This window comes from Erwinia sp. 2186 (assembly GCF_057812255.1).
In genome coordinates, this window is the sequence record NZ_CM173824.1 from 2,115,997 (window position 1) to 2,138,129 (window position 22,133).

The window sequence follows — 22,133 nt, forward strand, 5'->3', positions numbered from 1 at the left end:
AATGTTATAATATCACACTCCATCGACTTCTCACGATGGATGGAAATATGATGTTACATAATAAAGCCCCGCTTTTTACCCTCATTTCTGCGCTGGGTTTAGCCGCCTCGCTTGCGGCGCCTGCCCATGCTGCCGTTGTGGCTTCTGTTAAGCCTCTGGGCTTTATTGCGGCGGCGATCGCAGATGGCGTTACGCCAGTCGAGGTGCTGTTGCCAGACGGTGCCTCCGAGCATGATTATGCTCTGCGTCCATCCGATATTAAACGCTTGCAGGGCGCGGATCTGGTGGTCTGGGTAGGGCCAGAAATGGAAGCGTTTATGCCGAAAGCGGTCGCGCAATTACCGGCCCAAAAATCAATAGAATTAGCCGAATTACCGGGCGTAAAACCCCTGCTGATCAAGGGTGGAGAAGAGGATGAAGAGGCCCATGGGGAAAGCGCTCAGGGCCATGATGCGGCTGAGGATCACCATCATCACGGCGAGTATAATATGCACCTGTGGATGTCCCCAGAGATCGCAAGGCAATCGGCGGTTGCAATCCATGCAAAATTATTGGAACTTATGCCCCAAAGCAGAGACAAACTAGACGCGAACCTCAAACATTTTGAGGATGAATTGGCATCGGCCGATACGCAAATAGGAACTCAGCTTGCGCCGGTTAAAGGTAAAGGGTATTTCGTTTTTCACGATGCTTATAGCTACTTTGAAAAACACTTCGGTTTGACCCCAAAAGGTCATTTTACCGTCAACCCTGAGATCCAACCGGGCGCCCAGCGATTACATCAAATTCGAACAGAGCTGGTTGAGCAGAAGGCCGTCTGCGTCTTTGCTGAACCACAGTTCAGGCCGGCCGTGATAAATGCGGTTGCCAGAGGCACCAACGTCCGTTCAGGTACGCTGGATCCACTGGGAACGGACATTACTGTAGCCAGAGACAGCTATGTGAAATTCCTCTCACAGTTGTCCAGCCAGTACACGAGCTGCCTGAAAGGAGCCTAGAGGAAATTCATAAGTGCAGCAGATTGCCCGCGCTGTCAGCATGGCGTTTAACACATTACCGCGAACCCACCGCATCATGCTGGGTTCGCTCACCGTAGTGACACTGGCCGTCTCCGTCTGGCGGCCATTTGTTTATCATCAAACCGGTGAAACTAACCCTATCGTTAAGAGCATTATCCTCGACAAGAGCCAGTTGCGCACCGTGACGCCCGATGCCAGCGAACCGCTCGATCAGGACACGCCCGCGCCAGAAGATGATGTGCCAAAAGATGAGATAGATGAGGATGTGCCGAATGAAACCGGCACCCATGACTATGTCGTTTCTTCCGGCGATACCTTAAGCAGCGTCTTAAATCAGTATGGCATTGATATGAGTGATATCAACCAACTGGCTAAGGTCGATAAGGATCTGCGCAACCTCGGTGTGGGCCAACAGCTGAGCTGGACGCTGACTGATGATGGTCAGCTGCAACGTCTGACCTGGGAAGCCTCCCGCCGCGAAACCCGCACTTATGATCGTTCTGGCGACACCTTTAAATCCTCTTCTGAAGTGCAGAAGGGCGAGTGGAAAGATGCCGTTCTGTCGGGCACGGTGAACGGCAGTTTTGTTAACAGTGCAAAACAGGCTGGCCTTACCAGCGGGGAAATCAGCGCGGTAATTAAAGCGTTGCAGTGGCAGATGGATTTCCGAAAATTGCGCAATGGCGACAAATTCTCGGTATTGATGTCGCGCGAAATGCTGGAAGGCAAGAGCGAGCAAAGCCAACTTTCCGGCGTTCGTTTGCAGTCTGGCGGCAAAGACTATTACGCTATCCGCGCCAATGACGGTAAGTTTTACGACCGCACCGGTTCCGGGCTGGCGCAAGGCTTTATGCGCTTCCCGACCGTTAAACAGTATCGCGTGTCGTCCAACTTTAATCCGCGTCGCGTTAACCCGGTGACCGGCCGTATTGCGCCGCATAAAGGCGTCGATTTTGCCCTGCCGATTGGCACGCCGGTGCTGGCGGTCGGCGACGGTGAAGTGATCGTCTCCAAGCGTAGCGGGGGTGCGGGTAACTATGTGGCAATCCGCCACGGTCGTCAGTATATGACCCGCTATATGCACATGCAGAAGCTGTTGGTGAAACCCGGCGAAAAAGTGAAGCGTGGCGAGCGTATTGGTTTGTCCGGCAGCACCGGGCGTTCCACCGGGCCGCACCTGCACTTTGAAATCTGGATCAACAACCAGGCGGTTAACCCACTGACGGCGAAACTGCCGCGGATGGAAGGTCTGAGTGGCAAAGATCGCAGCGATTACCTGAAACAGGTGCGTGAGGTTATGCCGCAGTTACGCTTTAACTAAGTCAGTTCAATCGTTCATCTTTAAGCCGACGGGATCTCCCGCCGGCTTTTTCATTTTATCGACGGAATGATACGGGGATTGCAAAATTGCCCGTCAGCACTATCATTAGCCCGTTATTGTTTGAGGCGAGTGCATGGAAAACAGCAAAAAAAGTAATATAGAGTTCATTCCTACCTTTCAGAAATCCTTTCTGTTGCCGAAATATTGGGGCAACTGGCTGACCATTGGCGCCTTTGCCGGACTGGCATGGTTACCTGCAGGGATGCGCGATCCGTTGCTTGGCGCACTGGGGCGTCTGGCAGGAAAGATGGCCAAAAGTGCCAGAAGGCGCGCGCAGATTAATCTGTTGTATTGCATGCCCGAAGTGCCTGAAGCACAGCGGGAAGCGATCATTGATGAGATGTTCGCCACGGCGCCTCAGTCAATGGCGATGATGGCCGAGCTGGCGTTACGCCCGGACAAAGCGATCGGCCGCATCCACTGGCACAATCAGGAAATTATCGACGATATCCGTGAGCAGGGTGGCAACGTGATCTTCCTGGTGCCGCACGGCTGGGCTGTGGATATCCCGGCGATGGTGCTGGCTTATCAGGGCCAGAAAATGGCGGCAATGTTCCATAACCAGCGCAATCCGTTGATGGACTACGTGTGGAATGCCATCCGTCGCCGCTTTGGTGGCCGGATGCACGCGCGTAATGACGGCATCAAGCCGTTTATCAGTTCAATCCGTCAGGGTTACTGGGGCTATTATCTGCCGGACCAGGACCACGGCCCGGAGCAAAGCGAGTTTGTCGACTTCTTTGCCACCTATAAAGCCACGCTGCCCGCCGTGGGTCGCCTGATGAAGGTCTGCCGCGCGCGCGTGATCCCGTTGTTCCCGGTGTATAACAGCAAAACCCATCAGATGGATATTTATCTGCGTGAACCGATGGATGATTTGGTCAATGTCGATGACCATACGCTGGCGCGCCGGATGAACGAAGAAGTGGAAATGCTGGTGCGGCCGAATCCGGAGCAATACACCTGGATCCTGAAACTGTTGAAGACGCGTAAAGAGGGCGATATCGAGCCGTATAAACGCAAAGATCTCTACGGTAAAAAGTAAGGTTGAGCAGCATAAAAAAAGAGCGGGGTGATGAACACTCCGCTCTTTTTGTTTATTACGTCCCGGCGCTGTATCAGTTCACCGCAGTGATGGTTGTCCGGCGCTTGCGCTCACGCAGGAAAGCACGCACCAGCAGCAACCATGCCAGCCCACACGCCAGGTTCACCACGCTGAACATAAAGCTTCCGCCACCGAAGTAGGCGCTTTTCGCCAGCTCAATCCCCAACGCAAACACCACAATACTCACCATGCCCAGCATTGCCGCCACGCTGCCTTTTCCGGCGGTGCTGGAGAATAAGGTCAGGCGATACAGCCCGGCGTTGACCAGCCCGGTGCCAAAGCCATACAGGCTCAGACCGGCCGTCAGCCACAGATAGCTGTGCGGGTTGATGGAGGTGCACAGCGCAGCCAGCGCCAGGCCAATCACAATCGGCCATGCGCCCAGCTTCAGCGGCTGCTCAATCGCCATGCGGCCAGAAAGCCGACCGAGCGTCAGATTTCCGGCAATCATCGCCACAAAGACCGGCAGCTGCAGCAGTGCATAATCCATGCGGGTTAACCCTTCGTCATGGATCAGGATCACCGGTGAAAGCGCCACCCAGGCCAGGCAGGGAATGGTCACCAGGCCGATAGCCAGCGATCCGCTCATCACCTGACGGTCTGTCAGCAGCGCGTAATAGCCTTTGGCGAGGGATTTCAGCGAAAGTGACGTGTTCCGATCGCCCGAGGTTTCCGGCATGGTGCGCCACAGGCCGATCAACGCCACCGCCGTTACGCCACCAAACAGCCAGAACATGGTGCGCCATTCGCCCACCGACAGAAACGCCGCGCCGGCCAACGGTCCGGCCAGCGGCGCTAACAGCGCCACGTTGGCCATCAGCGCCATAATCTTCACGCTCAGCGACTCATCAAAGGCTTCCTGGATGGCGGCATAACCCACCGCGCCAATAAAGCACAGGCTTATCCCCTGTAAAAATCGCAGCAGGATAAACTGTTCGATGCTTTGCACCCAGTGGGTGGCGAAGCAGGTCAGCATAAAGAACGCCACGCCAGACAGCATCACCGGGCGGCGACCCAGCTTGTCGGAAAGCGGGCCCAGTAACCACTGCAGCACGATGCCACCGATCAGATAGGCCGTTAGCGACGCGGAAACCCATTCGGGTCCGACGTTGAATTCGCTGGTGACCAGCAACATGCCGGGTTGGATCATGTCGTGGGCGATGTAGGTAGCAAACTCAAACAGTACCAGGGAGAGAGGGAAAATCAGATGTCGGCGTGTCAGGCTCGACACCGGAATAAATGAGGCCATTCTGGCTCCTTCCAGCAAGGATAAGAAAAACAAAAGACGCGGTCACCGAAGCGACCGCGCCAACATACACCAGTTTTATGCCGGATTGATGAATTATCTCGGACAAGGCGCAGCGTCAGGTTGCTCACCGCCTGACGCTGCACTTGCCCGAAGCACGCAACCCTTAACGAAACGCCGCAATCGGGTTAACCAGCGTGCCGGCAAACTTCAGGTTTTCCGCCGGATCGGACAGGTTAATCATCTGCTGATTGTTCGCCAACTGCAGACGGTTAAGGCAGGAGCGGGTGAACTCCGGCGTGAACATATCGTAACGCTCGAACTTGCTGGCCAGCTGCGGATGCGCCTGCTGATACTCTTTCACGCAGTTAGCCACCGCCTGCCAGAATTTCTCTTCTGGCAGGGTGCCGGACTCGTCGAGGATGGCGCTGATAAAGCGGAAAATGCAGTCGAACACGTCGGTAAAGACCGACAGCAGCTTCAGCTCTTCCGGCACGTCCACCGCCAGACGCTGTACCTTTTCAGGCAATACCGCGTCCGGGTTCATCACCGCAATCTCTTCGCCAATGTCTTTCATATAGGCGCTGACCGGCACGTTATTTTCCAGCAGCAGGATCAGGTTTTCGCCGTGCGGCATAAACACCAGATCGTGCTGATAGAAGCAGTGCAGCAGCGGGCTGAGGTAGCAGGTCAGATAGCGGGCAATCCACTGGTCCGCTGGCAAGCCAGAATCCGCAATCAGGGCCGGCAGCAGGGCTTTCTGATGCTGGTCGACATGCAGGAAGGACGCCATGGTCATCAAACGCTGATTGGCCTGAAGCTGGGCAACCGGGTTGTCACGCCACAGTGCGGCAAACATCTTTTTATACGCCGAGTCGCCGGTGATGGCTTTTTCATAATAACGGTTGTGATAACCGACCGCAGCCACCTCGCGCAGAATACGGAAGTCACAGCGTTGCAGCCATTCATCCTTCGCCACCAGACCGTCCAGCCATTCGTTAATCGCCGGCGTCGTAGCCATGTAATACGGCGAAAGGCCGCGCATAAAGCCCATATTCAATACCGACAGCGCGGTTTTCACATAGCGCTTGTTCGGCTGGCTGCGGTTGAAGAAGGTGCGGATCGACTGCTGGGCCTGATAGTGATCGTCGCCGGTACCGAGGTAAACGATGTCGTTATTGGCGATATCCGGCGCGAAGACGGTCAGCAGTTTGTTCTGCCACTGCCATGGGTGCACCGGCATAAACAGATAGTCATCGGTCGCCAGGCCTTTTTCGGTCAGCTGGCGGTTAAAGCCGTTAATCACCGAATCACCCAGCTCATCACGCATAAGCTGCTCATACTCCAGATCGCTCAGGCTGGAAAAATGCGCATTGCGCAGATGAACCGCCACCCACACCAGATTGATCGGTGTCGCCGCTTCGGGAGCAAAGGCCAGATAATCGCGCGCATCAAAACCGATACGGCCGTTATTCGCCACGAAGCACGGATGGCCTTCGGTCATTGAGGCTTCCACCGTCTGGAAATCCGCACTGACCAGCGCGATGCTGTCAGGGTTGTTCTTCTGCAGCTTGAACACGCTGCTGCAAAGTGTGCTGGTGATCTCTTCCATATAGGTGGCCAGCATCGCCGGAGGGATACCAATCTGCTGATTAAACTCGACGATAAATTGCAGCGCATCCAGCGTCAGCGGACGTCCGTTCTCCTGCTTGATCAGGGAATCGGCGGCGATTTCCCAATGATCTAACGCCAGTCGACGTGCCTTGAACTGATAGTCAGCTTCGCCGCCCGGAACGGCCAGACTGAAGCGACCGTTGCCCAGATCGGTTGGCGCGATGATTTTCTCATGGGCGAACTCGGCAATGGCTTTGCGGATCAGCATACGGTTTGCCAGCGACCAGTTGTCACCGGAAAGATGCGATCCTGAGAGAAGCGGGTTGTCATTGGTCATAGTCAGGGTTTCCTGCAATAAAGCGTGTTGATAATCATCGCGCTGGCAGAAAGCCAGCCAGGCGGTTTTGTGGCCCATATCGATGGTGTGCTGGTAGCGGAAGCCGGCACGCTTGTTCAGCGGATGGATTTTGTCATTGCGCACATCAGGCTCGACCACCACGCGCTGCACTTCCGGCTGGCTGAACATGTAGTCCATCACCACGCTGAACACCTGCCAGCTGAAATGACGGACCGGACGATTAGCCGGCGCGATCAGGATATGCATCCCGTAGTCACCCGGCTGCGCCGGATAGAACTTACCGACCTCATCTTCACCCGCCTGATAGAACTCCATCAGGAACACCGGCTTGTCATCACAGCAGCCGATCAACGCCGCACGCGGATTGTTGGCGGTCAGGTTGCGATAGAAGGTGGCGACCTGCTCCAGGCTGTCGCTCTGCATTCCCCAGAAGCGCGCATAATCACGCGTGACCCAGCTGTGGATTAAGGACGCATCGTCAGCCTGCATCGGACGAAGGGTGAACTGGCCCGCCGGACGGGCTTTGCTAAACAGTATTTGAGACATATCAACGTTCCGATTTGGCCGGGAAGGTCTGGAAAGCGATTTGGCGTTCAACCGGGTAGACTTCCCGGCCAGCCAGTTCGCGCAGTAAAACGGAGTTGCGGTAGCACGCCATGCCGAGGTCTGGTGTGACAAATCCGTGGGTATGCAGCTCGGCGTTCTGCACAAAGACCTGATTGTTGTGGTCGATGCTGTAGTTGCGCTGCACGTCGTAGCGGCCTTTTTCATCCCAGCGTAAGCGGCTGGAAATGCCTTCAATAAACATCGGCGGACGGTAGTGATACCCGGTCGCCATCACCAGACCTTCCGTCCGGCGGGTAAACGGCCGGTCCTGCTCCTGCTGATGCAAGGAAAGCTCAAACTCACCGCCCGGCAGCCAGCGCATATCCTTCAGTTCGGAATGGGTGAACAGGTTGACGTTCAGCTCACCATCCAGCTGCTTCACATACATCAGGTCATAGATGTCATTGATCAGGCTGCTGTTGATGCCTTTATAGAGGTTTTTATGGCGTGCATTTAGCGCGTCACGTTTCTCTGGCGGCAGATCGTGGAAGTAGTCGATCCACTCTGGCGAGGTCATCTCCAGCGTCAGCTTGGTGTACTCCAGCGGGTAAAAGCGCGGGGCGCGCGTCACCCAGTTCAGCTGGTAGCCGTGGCTGTCGATATCCGTCAGCAGGTCGTAATAGATCTCTGCCGCGCTCTGGCCGCTGCCCAAGACGGTAATTGAGCTCTTCTTCTGCAACTCCGCTTTGTTCACCAGGTATTCACTGGAGTGCGTAAAGCGTTCGCGATACGGGCGGCTGCAGTCTGGCATCCACGCCGCAGGACCGGTGCCCAGTACCAGATGGCGTGCCAGCCACTCCTTCGGCTCTCCGCTTTGCGAATCCACCGAACGGATGCGATAGCACTGCTGGCTGTCGTCATAACTGACGTATTCCACACGGGTGTTCCAGCGCAGGTTGCTCAGCTGCGAACAGGCCCACTGGCAATACTGGTTGTACTCTTTGCGCATCAGGAAAAAGTCTTCCCGGATATAAAAAGAGTACAGCTTGCCTTTCTGCTTCATGTAATTCAGCAGGCTGTAACGGCTGGTCGGATCGGCCAGCGTCACCAGATCGGCCATAAACGGCGTTTGCAGATGGGCGCTTTCCAGCATCATGCCGGTGTGCCAGTCAAAGCCAGGATTCTGGTCGAGGAACACCCCGTTCAGGCCTTCAACCGGTTCGCTCAGGCAGGCCAGACCAAGGTTAAAGGGGCCGATGCCGATACCAACAAAATCATAAATCGTAGTCATAGTAGGGATCTCACTGATTAGCCGCGTTCAGCGCAGAATGGCGAACCTGTTCGCGACCGTAATGAACGATCAGCGCGATAACATCTTCCAGGTCTGCGGCTGTGGTGGTCGGGTTCAACAGGGTAAATTTCAGGTACTGGCGGCCGTCGACTTTGGTGCCAGCAATCACCGCATTACCGGAGCGGAACAGCGCTTTACGGATATTGGCGTTGATCTCATCGACGGTGGCCTCGCTCATGCCGGGACGTGGCACATAGCGGAAGATTTGGGTGGTCAGTTCCGGCGTATGCAGCACTTCAATCGCCGGATGAGCGCTCAACAAGGTGTGCGCGGTTTGCGTCAGGTCGATGATCGAATCGAACGCTTCACCCAGGGCGGCAGGGCCCATAATGCGCAGCGTCATCCACATCTTCAGCGCATCGAAACGACGGGTGGTCTGGATACTTTTGTTCACCAGGTTAGGCGTGCCTTCCTGCTGCGCGCTGAGCGGATTCAGGTAGTCTGCGTGGTGAGTTACATGGCTCAGGTGCTGCTTGTCGCGAACGAAGAAGGCACCACAGCTGACGGTCTGGAAGAACGATTTGTGGTAATCCACCGTCACTGAATCGGCTTTCTCAATGCCGTTCAGCCGCTGACGATGCTGCTCAGAGACCAGTAAGCCACAGCCGTAGGCCGCATCCACATGCATCCACAGGCCGTAATGTTTGCAAAGATGCGAAATGGTTTGCAGCGGATCGATGCTGCCAAAGTCGGTGGTGCCGCTGGTGGCAACCACGGCAATCGGGATCAGGCCTTCCTGATGGCAGCGCTGAATTTCCTGCTCCAGCTTCATCGCGTCCATGCGGTAGTGATTGTCGTAATCCACCGGGATCACCGCGTCGTAGCCCAGGCCCAGGATCGCCATCGATTTCTGAATGCTGAAGTGGCTCAGTTTCGAGGTAAATACGCGCCATTTGCTGGCATCGTGCGGCAGCCCCTGATGTTTGATCAAATGACCCGGATGATGTTCAGCACACCAGCTGTCTCGCGCCAGCAGCATCGCCATCAGGTTGGACTGCGTGCCGCCACTGGTGAAGATGCCGTCAGAATGATGCGGTAAGCCGATGCGGCTAAGGGTCCAGTCAATCACCTTCTGTTCGATCAACGTGCCGCCAGCGCTCTGATCCCAGGTATCTACCGAGCTGTTAACCGCCGCCATAATCTGTTCGGCCAGCAGGGAAGGGAGCACCACCGGGCAGTTCAGATGGGCAACGTATTTTGGATGGTGGAACCAGACGGCATCACGCAGGTAGAGCTCCTTCAGCTCTTCCAGCGCCGCTTCGTTGCTGCCCAGCGGGGAGTTCAGATCGACAGCGTTAAATTTTGGCGCCAGTTCGTGAGGAAGAATGCCGCTGAACGGTTTTTCCACGTTGGCAATGGTATTCGTCAGCAACGTCAGTACGTCCTGTGTTTGCTGATCCCACGAGTCCAGTTGCCGATCGTTGAAAATGTACTCCTGGACTCCAGCAGTTTCTGACGACAGGTGCAGACGAGGCACCGGCTGAGTTTGTGAACGTAAGACCATAGCAATTCCTTAAAAAAAGACGTAGTGAGCCCTGCCATCCCAAAAAAAGGACGACGTTATGCGCCTGACGGCACGGCGTCAGTTCAGATTTATTAACGGTTTTCCAGGGTGGTAAAAACCCTAATGGCACATCAATCCAGTGGTTTTAGCTTAACTTAACTAAAATAACTCCTGTTTGTGTGGTTTTGTGGCGTTAAAGTACCGTTTGTTATTGAGGATGAGATTATAAATAGTAATCATTATCATTCAATAGGATTATTGTGACAGGAGTGTTATAAGCATTGTTAATGTTAAAAGTGTGATTCAGATCACAAAAGAGCCGTTAAGGGCTGCAAAAGGCCAGTCAAAGGACTATGGGGAGTGCGGCGGGGGGATAAGAAAAAGTTATTGAGCCTTGCAGCTCAATAACTTGGGGGAAGGTTATTCTACGCGAAGCACGCGGCTGGTGTTGGTCGTACCCGTGGTACTCATCACGTCACCCTGAGTCACGATCACCAGATCGCCGGACATCAGGAAGCCTTTATCACGCAGCAGGTTGGTGGCGTCGTGCGCTGCCGCCACACCGTCGTTGTTGCTATCAAAGAACACCGGCGTCACGCCACGATACAGCGCGGTGAGGTTCAGCGTACGCTCATGACGCGACATGGCGAAGATGGGCAGGCCAGATGTAATACGCGAGGTCATCAGCGCGGTGCGACCGGATTCGGTCATGGTGATAATCGCGGTCACGCCCTGCAGGTGGTTAGCGGCATACATCGCTGACATCGCAATGGCTTCTTCGATGTTATCGAACTGCACGTCAAGACGGTGCTTAGAGACGTTGATGCTTGGGATTTTCTCTGCGCCCAGGCACACTTTTGCCATCGCGGTGACGGTCTCCGCTGGATACTGTCCGGCGGCGGTTTCAGCGGAAAGCATTACCGCATCGGTGCCATCCAGCACGGCGTTAGCCACGTCCATCACTTCGGCGCGGGTTGGCATTGGATTGGTGATCATCGACTCCATCATCTGGGTCGCGGTGATCACCGAACGGTTCAGCTGACGGGCACGGCGGATCAACGCTTTCTGGATACCGACCAGCTCCGGATCACCGATTTCAACGCCCAGATCGCCCCTTGCCACCATCACCACGTCGGAGGCCAGGATGATGTCATCCATCGCTTCCTGTGAAGCGACGGCTTCTGCACGTTCCACTTTCGAGACGATTTTTGCATCGCAGCCAGCGTCACGAGCCAGGCGGCGGGCGTAATTCAGGTCTTCACCACAGCGCGGGAAGGAAACGGCGAGGTAATCACAATTGATTTTCGCGGCGATCAGAATGTCCGCTTTGTCTTTCTCGGTCAGTGCTTCAGCCGACAGGCCACCGCCAAGTTTGTTAATGCCTTTGTTGTTGGACAGCGGGCCGCCGACGGTGACTTCGGTAAACACTTTCATGCCCTGAACTTCCAGTACCTTCAACTGCACACGGCCATCATCCAGCAGCAGCAGGTCGCCAGGCACCACATCGGCCGGCAGGCCTTTATAATCGATGCCGACTTTTTCTTTATCGCCTTCGCCTTTACCCAGGCTGGCATCGAGCAGGAAACGATCGCCTACGCTTAAGAAGACCTTGCCTTCTTTAAAGGTGGAAACACGGATTTTCGGACCCTGCAAATCGCCGAGGATTGCCACGTGGCGGCCCAGTTTCGCGGCAATTTCGCGGACTTTGTTTGCACGCAGAATATGATCTTCTGCGGTGCCATGTGAGAAGTTCAGGCGAACGACGTTGGCACCCGCAGCGATGATTTTTTCGAGGTTATTATCACGGTCGGTAGCGGGGCCTAAGGTCGTTACGATTTTGGTTCTTCTGAGACGTCTGGACATGTATGACTCCGTTGACTTTGAAAGGGAGGTTGCCTGAGCAATCCCTGAAAAGGTTCACTCTATTTTATAGGATCAGGCCGGGTACAGCGACCTGTTGCGGACCGGCTAACGGCGTGAGAGGGCCACTAACGGGTCTTCTTTATCAAATCTCGATTCTTTCAGTGCCGCTTTGACCCGCTTCAGATTGTCGCGGAACTTTGCGCCACGTCGCAGGGTAAAACCGGTGGCGAGCACATCTATTAATGTCAGTTGCGCCAGCCGGGAGACCATCGGCATATAAATATCCGTGTCTTCCGGGACATCCAGCGTCAGCGCCAGCGTGGCCTCACGGGCCAGCGGTGAATCCGCCGAAGTGATAGCCAGCACGGTAGCATCATTTTCCCGCGCAAGCTGAGCCAGTTCGACTACGTTTTTAGTGCGGCCGGTGTGGGAGATTAACACCACCACATCGCCTTCCGTGCTGTTGATGCAACACATTCGCTGCATCACAATATCATCGGAATAGATGACAGGCACATTGAAGCGAAAAAATTTATTCATCGCATCGTGCGCCACGGCGGCAGACGCGCCGAGGCCGAAGAAGGCAATTTTTTTCGACTGAGTCAGCAGGTCCACCGCACGGTTAATGGCGGTAGCATCCAGGCCGTTGCGAACGCGATCCAGCCCGGCCATCGCGGACTCGAAAATCTTGGCGGAGTAGGCTTCCACGCTGTCATGCTCTTCCACATTACGGCTGACATACGGCGTGCCGTTGGCCAGGCTTTGCGCCAGCTGCAGTTTGAAGTCGGGGAAACCTTTGGTTTGCAGGCGATGACAAAAGCGGTTCACCGTCGGTTCACTGACTTCTGCTTCTCTGGCCAGAAGCGCGATGCTGGCATGGATGGCCGAGCCCGGCGCGGCAAGAATTACCTCCGCCACTTTGCGCTCGGATTTGCTAAGGTGTTCCAGGTGAGCCTGGATTTTTTCCAGCATATTCATAACGGCGTCCACTCATACATTCTGACGATTTCAATCACAGGAGAAATCGATGTCAATTTGTAGAGAATATACAGCGCGCCGATCGGCTTCGGGCAGGGGCATTGCACGTCAGGCCTGCCTTTTTTATCAGACTTTGAACTGTGTCTAACTTTCACAGTTGTAAATGCAGTAACAAAAAAGTTTAAAAATTACGCACAAACTGCCCGTTCACTGCGCGGGAAAGTTCAGACAATTGCATACTCTGTGCTGGAGGCGTGCTGCCAGGTTTACGTGGACCCGGCAAAAGCAGTACATTGTATTGAAAGAAAATTACAATAAGAGCCTGACTGCTTACGGATTATACGGGTCAGGCTTATCCTGCAACGAGGAGAATATAATGGCGGTTACACAAACGGCCCAGGCATGCGATCTGGTCATTTTCGGTGCCAAAGGCGACCTTGCGCGCCGGAAACTGTTGCCTTCCCTGTATCAACTGGAAAAAGCCGGTCAGATCCACGAAGAATCCCGCATCATCGGGGTGGGTCGTGCAGACTGGGATAAAGCAGCCTACACCAAGGTAGTGCGTGAAGCGCTGGAAACCTTTATGAAGGAGAAGATTGACGAAGCGCTGTGGGACAAGCTCAGCAGCCGACTCGATTTCTGTAATCTTGATGTGAACGACGCCGCGCACTTTACCAAACTGGGCAAAATGCTCGACCAGAAAAAACGCGTCACCATCAACTACTTCGCAATGCCGCCAGGTACCTTCGGTGCGATCTGTAAAGGTCTGGGCACCGCCAAGCTCAATGCACAGCCAGCCCGTGTGGTGATGGAGAAGCCGTTAGGCACCTCTCTGGCAACCTCTCAGGAGATCAACGATCAGGTCGGTGAATACTTCGAAGAGAACCAGGTGTTCCGTATCGACCACTATCTGGGCAAAGAAACGGTCCTCAACCTGCTGGCACTGCGCTTTGCTAACTCCCTGTTTGCTTCAAACTGGGATAACCGCACTATCGATCACGTGCAGATTACCGTGTCGGAAGAAGTCGGTATCGAAGGCCGTTGGGGTTACTTCGACAAAGCCGGCCAGATGCGCGACATGATCCAGAACCACCTGCTGCAGGTTCTGACCATGATTGCCATGTCACCGCCTGCGGATCTCTCTGCAGACCGTATCCGCGATGAGAAAGTGAAAGTCCTGCGTTCACTGCGTCGCATCGACCATACCAACGTGCGCGATAAAACCGTGCGTGGTCAGTACACCTCTGGTTTTGTGCAGGGCAAAAAAGTGCCTGGCTATCTGGAAGAAGAAGATGCCAACAAATCCAGCAGCACCGAAACCTTCGTTTCTATCCGCGTGGATATCGACGACTGGCGCTGGGCCGGCGTTCCGTTCTACCTGCGTACCGGTAAGCGCCTGCCGGTGAAATGTTCTGAAGTGGTGGTGTACTTTAAGAACCCGGCACTGAACCTGTTCAAAGATTCCTGGCAGGAACTGCCGCAGAATAAACTGACCATTCGACTGCAGCCGGATGAAGGTGTGGATATTCAGATTCTGAACAAAGTCCCGGGTCTGGATCACAAACACAACCTGCAAACCACCAAGCTGGATCTGAGCTTCTCTGAGACCTTCAACCAGTCTCACCTGGCAGATGCTTACGAGCGCCTGTTGCTGGAGACCATGCGCGGTATTCAGGCGCTGTTTGTCCGCCGTGATGAAGTGGAAGAAGCCTGGAAGTGGGTCGACTCCATCATGGAAGCCTGGGCTGGCGATAACGAAGCGCCTAAGCCTTATCAGGCAGGGACCTGGGGACCGGTTGCCTCTGTGGCGATGATCACCCGCGATGGCCGTTCCTGGAACGATATCGGCTAATCGTCCATCGCTGCCTGCTCTCAAGCCCCGTCTCTGTTACGGGGCTTTTTTTTGCGCAGGCGAGAGCAAAAAGCGTCGTAAAGAAAAATGAACCGTAGTTTTAAAAATCCGCATTAGCGCATGGACGCAGGGAAGGGCAATCCTGTATGGTAGAGGCTGTATTCCTGTCCTGACGCCGCGCGCGTCGCTTTGGAGAAGCAGAAAGATGACTAACTGGAAGACCAGCGCCGAGCAAATCCTCACCACTGGCCCTGTGGTGCCGGTAATTGTGGTAAACAAACTTGAGCACGCGGTGCCGATGGCGAAAGCGCTGGTGGCGGGCGGAGTGAAAGTATTAGAAGTCACGCTGAGAACACCCTGTGCGATGGATGCCCTGAAAGCAATGATCCGCGAAGTGCCGGAAGCCATTGTGGGTGCGGGCACGGTACTTAACGTCCAGCAGCTGAAAGAAGTGACCGATGCCGGTGCGCAGTTTGTTATCAGTCCTGGCGTGACCGAATCACTGTTACGCGCAGCGGTTGATGGCCCGGTGCCGTTGATTCCTGGCATCAGCACGGTGTCGGAACTAATGACCGGTCTGGATTATGGCCTGCGTGAATTCAAATTCTTCCCGGCTGAAGCCAACGGTGGCGTGAAGGCGCTGCAGGCGATTGGCGGCCCGTTCCCTCAGGTGCGTTTCTGCCCGACGGGCGGCATTTCGCCGGCCAACTACCGTGACTATCTGGCGCTGAAAAGCGTGCTCTGTATTGGTGGTTCCTGGCTGGTTCCGGCTGATGCGCTGGAAGCAGGGGATTACGATCGTATCACCCAGCTGGCCAGAGAAGCGGTAGCGGGCGCGCGATAAGACGTCGGATCAGGCAAAAAACAAAAGGGATGGCACAGGCCATCCCTTTTTTGTTGGCACGAAAGCGCGTTTATCCGCTGACTTTCACACCGGCTGCACAAGCGATCGCGCGCTGTACCGCATCATCGATGTTCTCGCCCGTGGCCAGCGCCACGCCGAGACGGCGCTTGCCCCGAACTTCCGGTTTGCCGAACAGACGCACCTGCAGACCGGCGCCCAGCACGCCGCCCAAATTGGCAAACTGCACGTTATCGCTGTCCAGTTCTGGCAGGATCACCGCAGATGCGGCGGCGCCGTACTGACGAATGCCGCCAATCGGCAGACCGAGGAAGGCACGCACGTGCAGGGCAAATTCGGACAGGTCCTGAGAGATAAGCGTTACCATGCCGGTGTCATGTGGGCGAGGGGAAACTTCGCTGAATACCACCTCATCACCACAGACAAACAGCTCAACACCAAACAGGCCGTGGCCGCCCAGCGCCTTAACCACTTCTTCGGCAATCTGCTCAGCACGTTGCAGCGCGAGGGCGCTCATCTGCTGCGGCTGCCAGGATTCACGGTAGTCACCATCTTCCTGACGGTGACCAATCGGCGCGCAGAAGTGAATGCCGTCTACCGCGCTGATGGTAAGCAGGGTGATTTCGAAATCAAACTTCACCACACCTTCAACGATTACCCGGCCAGCACCGGCACGTCCGCCTTGCTGCGCGTATTCCCAGGCGGCATCCAACTGTGACGCTTCGCGGATAAAGCTCTGGCCTTTGCCTGACGAGCTCATCACCGGCTTCACAATGCACGGGAAGCCGATTTCGTCAGCCGCCTGATTAAACGCCTGCTGGCTGTCGGCAAAGCGGTAGGTGGAGGTGGGCAACGCCAACTCTTCTGCCGCCAGGCGACGGATACCTTCGCGGTTCATGGTCAGGCGGGCAGCGCGGGCGGTTGGCACCACGTGTTGACCCTGTTTTTCCAGCTCAATCAGCATATCGGTGGCGATGGCTTCAATTTCCGGCACGATGTAATCCGGGCGCTCGAGCGCAACCAGCGCTTTCAACGCTTCACCATCCAGCATGTTGATGACATGGCTGCGGTGCGCCACGTGCATAGCGGGTGCATCGGCATAACGATCGACGGCGATCACTTCAACGCCAAGACGCTGGCATTCCAGCGCCACTTCTTTGCCCAGTTCACCTGAACCTAACAGCATTACGCGGGTTGCGGCAGGGCGCAGCGCGGTACCAAGAGTGGTCATAATCTCTACCTGATTGGAGGGAAAAAACGCGCGCAGTATAAACGAAAACGATTGCGCGTACATCCGCTTTCCAGGGTTGAGCAAAAAAGACCCGTCTGTTATACTGTATAAAAATACAGTTAACTGAGGTGTGGACTATGGCTGTTGAAATCAAATATGTTGTCGTCAGAAAAGGTGAGGAAAAGATGACATTCGCCAGTAAGAAAGAAGCCGACGCGTACGATAAAATGCTCGATATGGCAGAAGCCTTTTCTGACTGGTTGAGCGTGGCACCTCTGGACATGGAAGAACCACAGCGTGAAGCGTTGGGCATGTTCCTGGCGGAGAATAAAGACGCCGTGCAGCATATTCTGCGCACCAGCAAGATGCCTGAGACGAGCGAGTCCGCCGCCGCGGGTAATGATGCTGAACCGACTGTTGAACTAGACAGCGCTGAAGCTGCAGCAGATGAACCGACTGAAGAGTCCGGTGCGGAAGAGCCGGAAGACTCAACGGGCAAAGCGGCCAAAGCAAAACCGGCTGCACGAACCGTTAAAGCTGCCTGATTCTTTTTACTTCATCACAGTATGTGGCGCGCAGGGTATTTTTCCCTGGCGCGCCAGAAACTTCGCCTTAATTCTTCCCTGTTAGTGACTTCCTCCACCGGCTACCGTTAACGATCGTCGCCGGATAACACCTTTTTCAACGACTGCAGCGCTTTGCTGGCCACCTCTGCCGGCGGCAGTTGATGATAACGATCGCTGAACACTTCCAGTCCTATCGGGCCTGAATAGCCTTGCTGATGAAGATAGTCAGCCAGAGATGAAAGCGGGAAATTCCCTTCGGCTGGCAATAAACGCTGATGGCGTGCCACATCCACCAGATGATCGTGGCTGGGAAGGGTAACCAGGTCGGACAGCTGGACCAGGAAGATCTTATCCATCGGAATCCCCGCCAGATCGTCCACCGTACGGTTCAGCACGAAAATGTGAAAAGCATCCACCACCAATCCCAGATTGGGTTCATTGACCTTTTGCACCAGCTGCCACGCCGCCGCCGTGTTGTTGATATGCGTGCTCCAGGCCATGGCCTCAAAGGCCACGCGCAGGCCACTTTTGCCTGCCTGACGGGCCAGCCAGCGGATATCTTCCTCTTCCCGATCTGCAATGCAGCCCTGATGGGTTGATGCAGGCGTCAGCAAGGTTGTTGCGCCCAGTTCAACGGCGGTATCCAGCATCTGCAGGGCTTCCTGGCGTTTACTCTCTCGCTGATCGTCTGGCGCGCCGTCAAAATCCAGCAGCACCTGGTAATCCGTCAGGGCCAGGCGGTGGTTATCCAGTAATCTGGCCACATCACTGGCATCGCCGCTGGCTGCCTCCACGTCCTGACGCCAGAGCTCAACCTGATCAAACCCGGCCTGGCTGGCAGCCTTCAACTTCTCTTCTGTGCTGCCGCCAAGCAGAACCGTATTGATAAACAGCGGATTATTATTGAATCTCATGATGATTTTTCCCCTACGCCAGTGCTTTAAAAAAACAAATCCAGTCGGTTCAGCCGCCGCTTTTGGCGAAGCATTATGAACCAGAAGGTTCGACTGGTGGGCTAAGTATAGCTGACGGCTTAGCATCAACTGGCCGTGAAGGTTTTCCAGGCTTTTCCTGCTTTGACGCTTCTTGACGCAAGTCGCTCTATGCTGGTTGTTTTCCGCTGAAGAAGGAAAGGCAATGAGTAACTGGCTGCAACAGATTCAAACGGTACTGGGAGGCAGTAAAGACGGCAAAGGCGGCGGTGAAGGCCTGAGTAAAATGCTGGCACCGGGCGCGCTTGGCGGACTGGCCGGTTTGCTGATTGCCAGCAAATCCTCCCGTAATCTGCTGACCAAGTATGGCAAAAATGCGCTGATTATCGGCGGTAGCGCCGCAGCAGGTGCCGTACTGTGGAAAAAGTATAAGGATCGGGTGAGCGAAACCCATCAGGATCAGCCGCAATTCGGTCAGCAGCAGTCACCCGTCGATCGCCGGGCAGAGCGTCTGGTGCAGGCGCTGGTCTTCGCCGCGAAAAGCGACGGGCATATTGATACCCAGGAACGACAGGCCATTAACGAGCATATCCATCAGTCCGGGCTTGGCGTAGATGGCGAGCGGCTGATACAGCAGGCGATTGATATGCCGCTTGACCCACAAAAACTGGCCGTGGACGTGAAAAACGAAGAAGAGGCGCTGGAGGTCTATTTCCTCAGCAACCTGGTGATCGACGTCGACCACTTTATGGAGCGCAGCTACCTTCAGGCGCTGGGTGATGAACTGAAAATCCCTCAGGACGTGCGCGACAGCATGGCAGAAGATATTAAAGCCGAAAAGCTGAAGCTTACCGCCTGATCCTGCTTTCGGGGTGACGCTTGCGTCACCCCGTCACACTATTTTTCCAATCTCCTGCCATTGCGCTTGGCAATCTTGATAACAACTGCCACCCTTAGCCTATGTGATTGATCCAACGGGGCTGAACCATGCATAAACCACCAATTGCCAAAAAAATTCCTTTCGATATGACGCTCCACGGAGAAACCCGCACCGATAATTATTACTGGCTGCGCGATGACAAGCGGGAAGATCCTGCGGTCCTCGACTACCTGAAGGCCGAAAATGCCTATGGTAAAGAGATCATGCAGTCGCAGCAGGCGCTGCAGGAGACGGTGCTGAAGGAGATTATTGACCGCATTCCTCAGCGCGATCACTCGGTCCCTTACGTCAGAAAGGGTTACCGCTATCAAAGCCGTTATGAAGAGGGCAATGAATACGCCATCTATACGCGCCAGCCTGAAGAGACCACTACGCCTGATCAGTGGGACGTGTTGCTGGACGGCAACCTGCGTGCGAAGGACAGCGATTTTTATACCCTCGGCGGCGTCGGCATCACCGGCGATAATAAAATCATGGCGGTTGCAGAGGATTTCCTCTCACGTCGTCAGTACGGCATCCGCTTCTGCAATCTGGAAACCGGAGACTGGTACGAAGATGTGCTGGAAAATGTCTCATCCAGCCTGACCTGGGCCAGCGACAACCGTACGCTGTATTACGTGAAGAAAGATGAGCAGACGCTGCTGCCTTATCAGGTCTGGCGCCATACGCTGGGAACGCCTGTGCAGGATGACCAGCTGGTATATGAAGAGCTGGACGATACCTTCTACGTCGGCGTGCACAAAACCACCTCGGAAGACTATATCCTCATCTCCCTGAGCAGCAGCACCACCAGCGAAGTTCTGCTGCTGGATGCCGCTGACCCGAATGCCGAACCGCAACTGTTCTGCCAGCGCCGAAAGGATCACGAATATGGCGTTGATCATTACCAGCATCAGTTCTATGTGCGTTCGAATCGTGAAGGCAAAAATTTCGGTCTGTACCGGACCGCTGCTTTCGCGGAAGACAAGTGGCAGACACTGATCCCGCCACGGCCTGATGTGGTGCTGGAAGATTTCAGCCTGTTCCGTGACTGGCTGGTGGTCGAAGAACGTGAAGGTGGGCTGACCAGCCTGCGCCAGATCCACTGGCTGACCGGCAAGGAGTCAGGCATCGCCTTTGACGATCCGGCCTATGTCACTTGGCTTTCCTACAATCCCAGCCCGGAGACCAGCAAAATCCGTTATGGCTACTCGTCAATGACCACACCGGACACGTTGTTTGAGCTGGATTTGGACAGTGGCGAGCGCAAGGTGCTGAAACAGGCTGAGGTTAAGGGCTTTGATGGCAGCAACTATCGCAGTGAACGTCACTGGATCACCGCCCGTGATGACGTTGAAGTGCCGGTTTCCCTGGTCTATCACCGCGACCACTATCAGCCGGGCAAAAATCCGCTGCTGGTGTACGGCTATGGCTCTTATGGCAGCAGTATGGATGCCGATTTCAGCGCCAGCCGCCTGAGCCTGCTGGATCGCGGATTCGTCTTTGCCCTGACGCATATTCGCGGTGGCGGAGAATTGGGGCAGCAGTGGTATGACGATGGCCGCCTGTTAAATAAGATGAACACCTTCAACGACTTTATCGATCTGACCGATGCGCTGGTGGCACAGGGATATGGTCATCCTGATAAGCTCTATGCGATGGGCGGCAGCGCCGGTGGCCTGCTGATGGGTGCGGTAATCAATATGGCGCCTGACCGGTTCCATGGCGTTGTGGCGCAGGTGCCGTTCGTCGACGTTGTTACCACCATGCTCGATGAATCCATTCCGCTTACCACCGGGGAATATGACGAGTGGGGCAATCCGGCGGAAGAGCAGTATTACCGCTACATTCGTCAATACAGCCCGTATGATTGCGTTACTGCCCAGGCCTATCCGCATTTGCTGATCACCACCGGTCTGCACGATTCCCAGGTACAGTACTGGGAACCGGCAAAATGGGTGGCGAAGCTGAGAGAGCTGAAAACGGATGATAACCTGCTGATGATCTGCACCGATATGGACTCAGGACACGGCGGTAAATCAGGACGCTTCAAGGCTTACGAAGGCGTGGCGCTGGAATACACCTTCTTGATCGCGCTGGCGCAGGAAACGCTCAGCGCGGGCAACGCAAACTAATCCTCAGCTGACAACGCGCGTTCCATCGCGCTGCGCAGATCGGGCTTAAGATCCGGGATATTTTTCAGCATCCATTTGAGGTATCCCGGATCGCGTTTCGCCACATCATCAATTTTACTGCCACGGTATTTGCCAAACGGGAAGGTGGTGCTTGAGCCTTTCACCAGCATTCTGCGGATCATCTCGGCAGCATCCCAGCCGGAATAATCCATAATGCGGATCAGCAGGGCGGCAGTGACATAGCAGTCGTACAGCGCCCGGTGCGCGTGAAGATCGGCCGGAGGGGTAACCTCCAGCTTCAGGGTTTCGCGCAGTGCCTGGTTACTGTATTTGATGCCTGGCCACAATCCGCGTGCCAGGGTCATGGTACAAATCCACTCTCCGTGCATTTCGGGCAGCATCCGCCGGTCGAAGCTGGCGTTGTGGGCGACGTAATAGGGACTTCCGTGATAACGACCGATGGCGTGCTCGATAGGCGGCTTATCCGCGACCATCGCTTCGGTGATGCGATGAATCGCCATCGCATGTGGGCTGATTGGCCGGTCAGGGCAGATCAAATCACTCATCGGATTGACAATCTTGCCATCAATCACATCGACCGACGCCACTTCCACAATTCCACCCTGCAGACCGCAGGTTTCGGTATCTATCACGCGTAACATTATGCGTCC

General features: G+C 55.1%; 17 protein-coding genes. 8 read left to right on the plus strand and 9 right to left on the minus strand.

Annotated features, from left to right (window positions below):
- Positions 1–50 precede the first annotated feature (50 nt).
- The 3 genes from znuA (at position 51) to lpxM (ending at position 3,445) form a co-directional block, all read left to right on the plus strand.
- Entirely contained in the window at positions 51–998 is a 948-nt protein-coding gene (gene znuA, locus ACXKZG_RS09730; RefSeq protein ID WP_488876246.1) for a zinc ABC transporter substrate-binding protein ZnuA, read from the plus strand.
- A gap of 13 nt (positions 999–1,011) precedes the next feature.
- Positions 1,012–2,340: a murein DD-endopeptidase MepM gene (gene mepM, locus ACXKZG_RS09735; protein ID WP_013202521.1), complete on the plus strand. Its 1,329-nt coding sequence runs from the start codon at positions 1,012–1,014 to the stop codon at positions 2,338–2,340.
- A 133-nt stretch (positions 2,341–2,473) separates the two neighbouring features.
- Positions 2,474–3,445, plus strand: coding sequence for a lauroyl-Kdo(2)-lipid IV(A) myristoyltransferase (gene lpxM / locus ACXKZG_RS09740; protein WP_134824312.1), 972 nt, complete (start codon positions 2,474–2,476; stop codon positions 3,443–3,445).
- A 73-nt stretch (positions 3,446–3,518) separates the two neighbouring features.
- On the opposite strand, the gene ACXKZG_RS09745 is transcribed toward lpxM, so the two are convergent.
- The 6 genes from ACXKZG_RS09745 to ACXKZG_RS09770 all read right to left on the minus strand — a co-directional run bounded on the left by ACXKZG_RS09745 (position 3,519) and on the right by ACXKZG_RS09770 (position 12,965).
- Positions 3,519–4,754, minus strand: coding sequence for an MFS transporter (locus ACXKZG_RS09745; RefSeq protein WP_053142703.1), 1,236 nt, complete (start codon positions 4,752–4,754; stop codon positions 3,519–3,521).
- Between the two features lie 163 nt (positions 4,755–4,917).
- The gene (locus tag ACXKZG_RS09750) at positions 4,918–7,269 is read right to left on the minus strand and encodes a GNAT family N-acetyltransferase (RefSeq protein WP_488876108.1); all 2,352 of its coding nucleotides are present in this window, start codon (positions 7,267–7,269) and stop codon (positions 4,918–4,920) included.
- Position 7,270: 1 nt separating this feature from the next.
- On the minus strand, positions 7,271–8,560 hold the full coding sequence (locus tag ACXKZG_RS09755; RefSeq protein ID WP_013202517.1) for a lysine N(6)-hydroxylase/L-ornithine N(5)-oxygenase family protein: 1,290 nt from the start codon (positions 8,558–8,560) through the stop codon (positions 7,271–7,273).
- Between the two features lie 10 nt (positions 8,561–8,570).
- Positions 8,571–10,124: a pyridoxal phosphate-dependent decarboxylase family protein gene (locus ACXKZG_RS09760; protein WP_488876109.1), complete on the minus strand. Its 1,554-nt coding sequence runs from the start codon at positions 10,122–10,124 to the stop codon at positions 8,571–8,573.
- Between the two features lie 420 nt (positions 10,125–10,544).
- Positions 10,545–11,987, minus strand: coding sequence for a pyruvate kinase (pyk, locus tag ACXKZG_RS09765; protein ID WP_013202515.1), 1,443 nt, complete (start codon positions 11,985–11,987; stop codon positions 10,545–10,547).
- A 105-nt stretch (positions 11,988–12,092) separates the two neighbouring features.
- Positions 12,093–12,965, minus strand: a complete 873-nt coding sequence (locus ACXKZG_RS09770; RefSeq protein WP_013202514.1) for a MurR/RpiR family transcriptional regulator — start codon at positions 12,963–12,965, stop codon at positions 12,093–12,095.
- A 376-nt stretch (positions 12,966–13,341) separates the two neighbouring features.
- On the opposite strand from ACXKZG_RS09770, the gene zwf reads away from it, so the two are divergent.
- Positions 13,342–14,817: a glucose-6-phosphate dehydrogenase gene (zwf, locus tag ACXKZG_RS09775; protein ID WP_013202513.1), complete on the plus strand. Its 1,476-nt coding sequence runs from the start codon at positions 13,342–13,344 to the stop codon at positions 14,815–14,817.
- 205 nt (positions 14,818–15,022) lie between these two features.
- Entirely contained in the window at positions 15,023–15,661 is a 639-nt protein-coding gene (locus tag ACXKZG_RS09780; protein ID WP_206400846.1) for a bifunctional 4-hydroxy-2-oxoglutarate aldolase/2-dehydro-3-deoxy-phosphogluconate aldolase, read from the plus strand.
- 70 nt (positions 15,662–15,731) lie between these two features.
- On the opposite strand, the gene purT is transcribed toward ACXKZG_RS09780, so the two are convergent.
- Positions 15,732–16,910, minus strand: a complete 1,179-nt coding sequence (purT, locus tag ACXKZG_RS09785) for a formate-dependent phosphoribosylglycinamide formyltransferase (protein ID WP_482436634.1) — start codon at positions 16,908–16,910, stop codon at positions 15,732–15,734.
- Between the two features lie 137 nt (positions 16,911–17,047).
- On the opposite strand from purT, the gene ACXKZG_RS09790 reads away from it, so the two are divergent.
- Positions 17,048–17,455 (plus strand): YebG family protein, encoded by a 408-nt coding sequence (locus tag ACXKZG_RS09790; RefSeq protein ID WP_488876110.1) that lies wholly within the window; start codon positions 17,048–17,050, stop codon positions 17,453–17,455.
- A 107-nt stretch (positions 17,456–17,562) separates the two neighbouring features.
- On the opposite strand, the gene ACXKZG_RS09795 is transcribed toward ACXKZG_RS09790, so the two are convergent.
- On the minus strand, positions 17,563–18,390 hold the full coding sequence (locus tag ACXKZG_RS09795; protein ID WP_488876111.1) for a sugar phosphate isomerase/epimerase family protein: 828 nt from the start codon (positions 18,388–18,390) through the stop codon (positions 17,563–17,565).
- 223 nt (positions 18,391–18,613) lie between these two features.
- Here ACXKZG_RS09795 and ACXKZG_RS09800 point away from each other — a divergent pair, with 223 nt between their 5' ends.
- Entirely contained in the window at positions 18,614–19,267 is a 654-nt protein-coding gene (locus tag ACXKZG_RS09800) for a tellurite resistance TerB family protein (protein ID WP_488876112.1), read from the plus strand.
- 128 nt (positions 19,268–19,395) lie between these two features.
- Positions 19,396–21,462, plus strand: coding sequence for a prolyl oligopeptidase family serine peptidase (locus ACXKZG_RS09805; protein ID WP_488876113.1), 2,067 nt, complete (start codon positions 19,396–19,398; stop codon positions 21,460–21,462).
- Here the strand turns inward: ACXKZG_RS09805 and exoX are convergent.
- Complete coding sequence (exoX, locus tag ACXKZG_RS09810) at positions 21,459–22,124, minus strand: exodeoxyribonuclease X (RefSeq protein WP_013202506.1); 666 nt, start codon at positions 22,122–22,124, stop codon at positions 21,459–21,461. The two genes, ACXKZG_RS09805 and exoX, sit on opposite strands and share 4 nt — an antisense overlap.
- Positions 22,125–22,133: the final 9 nt, after the last annotated feature.

Bases quoted from the DNA above. Each gene is read 5' to 3' on its own strand.
- znuA (WP_488876246.1), top strand. From the start codon at position 51: ATGTTACATAATAAAGCCCCGCTTTTTACCCTCATTTCTGCGCTGGGT.
- lpxM (WP_134824312.1), top strand. From the start codon at position 2,474: ATGGAAAACAGCAAAAAAAGTAATATAGAGTTCATTCCTACCTTTCAG.
- ACXKZG_RS09745 (WP_053142703.1), bottom strand. From the start codon at position 4,754: ATGGCCTCATTTATTCCGGTGTCGAGCCTGACACGCCGACATCTGATT.
- ACXKZG_RS09750 (WP_488876108.1), bottom strand. From the start codon at position 7,269: ATGTCTCAAATACTGTTTAGCAAAGCCCGTCCGGCGGGCCAGTTCACC.
- ACXKZG_RS09755 (WP_013202517.1), bottom strand. From the start codon at position 8,560: ATGACTACGATTTATGATTTTGTTGGTATCGGCATCGGCCCCTTTAAC.
- ACXKZG_RS09760 (WP_488876109.1), bottom strand. From the start codon at position 10,124: ATGGTCTTACGTTCACAAACTCAGCCGGTGCCTCGTCTGCACCTGTCG.
- pyk (WP_013202515.1), bottom strand. From the start codon at position 11,987: ATGTCCAGACGTCTCAGAAGAACCAAAATCGTAACGACCTTAGGCCCC.
- ACXKZG_RS09770 (WP_013202514.1), bottom strand. From the start codon at position 12,965: ATGAATATGCTGGAAAAAATCCAGGCTCACCTGGAACACCTTAGCAAA.
- zwf (WP_013202513.1), top strand. From the start codon at position 13,342: ATGGCGGTTACACAAACGGCCCAGGCATGCGATCTGGTCATTTTCGGT.
- ACXKZG_RS09780 (WP_206400846.1), top strand. From the start codon at position 15,023: ATGACTAACTGGAAGACCAGCGCCGAGCAAATCCTCACCACTGGCCCT.
- purT (WP_482436634.1), bottom strand. From the start codon at position 16,910: ATGACCACTCTTGGTACCGCGCTGCGCCCTGCCGCAACCCGCGTAATG.
- ACXKZG_RS09790 (WP_488876110.1), top strand. From the start codon at position 17,048: ATGGCTGTTGAAATCAAATATGTTGTCGTCAGAAAAGGTGAGGAAAAG.
- ACXKZG_RS09795 (WP_488876111.1), bottom strand. From the start codon at position 18,390: ATGAGATTCAATAATAATCCGCTGTTTATCAATACGGTTCTGCTTGGC.
- ACXKZG_RS09800 (WP_488876112.1), top strand. From the start codon at position 18,614: ATGAGTAACTGGCTGCAACAGATTCAAACGGTACTGGGAGGCAGTAAA.
- ACXKZG_RS09805 (WP_488876113.1), top strand. From the start codon at position 19,396: ATGCATAAACCACCAATTGCCAAAAAAATTCCTTTCGATATGACGCTC.
- exoX (WP_013202506.1), bottom strand. From the start codon at position 22,124: ATGTTACGCGTGATAGATACCGAAACCTGCGGTCTGCAGGGTGGAATT.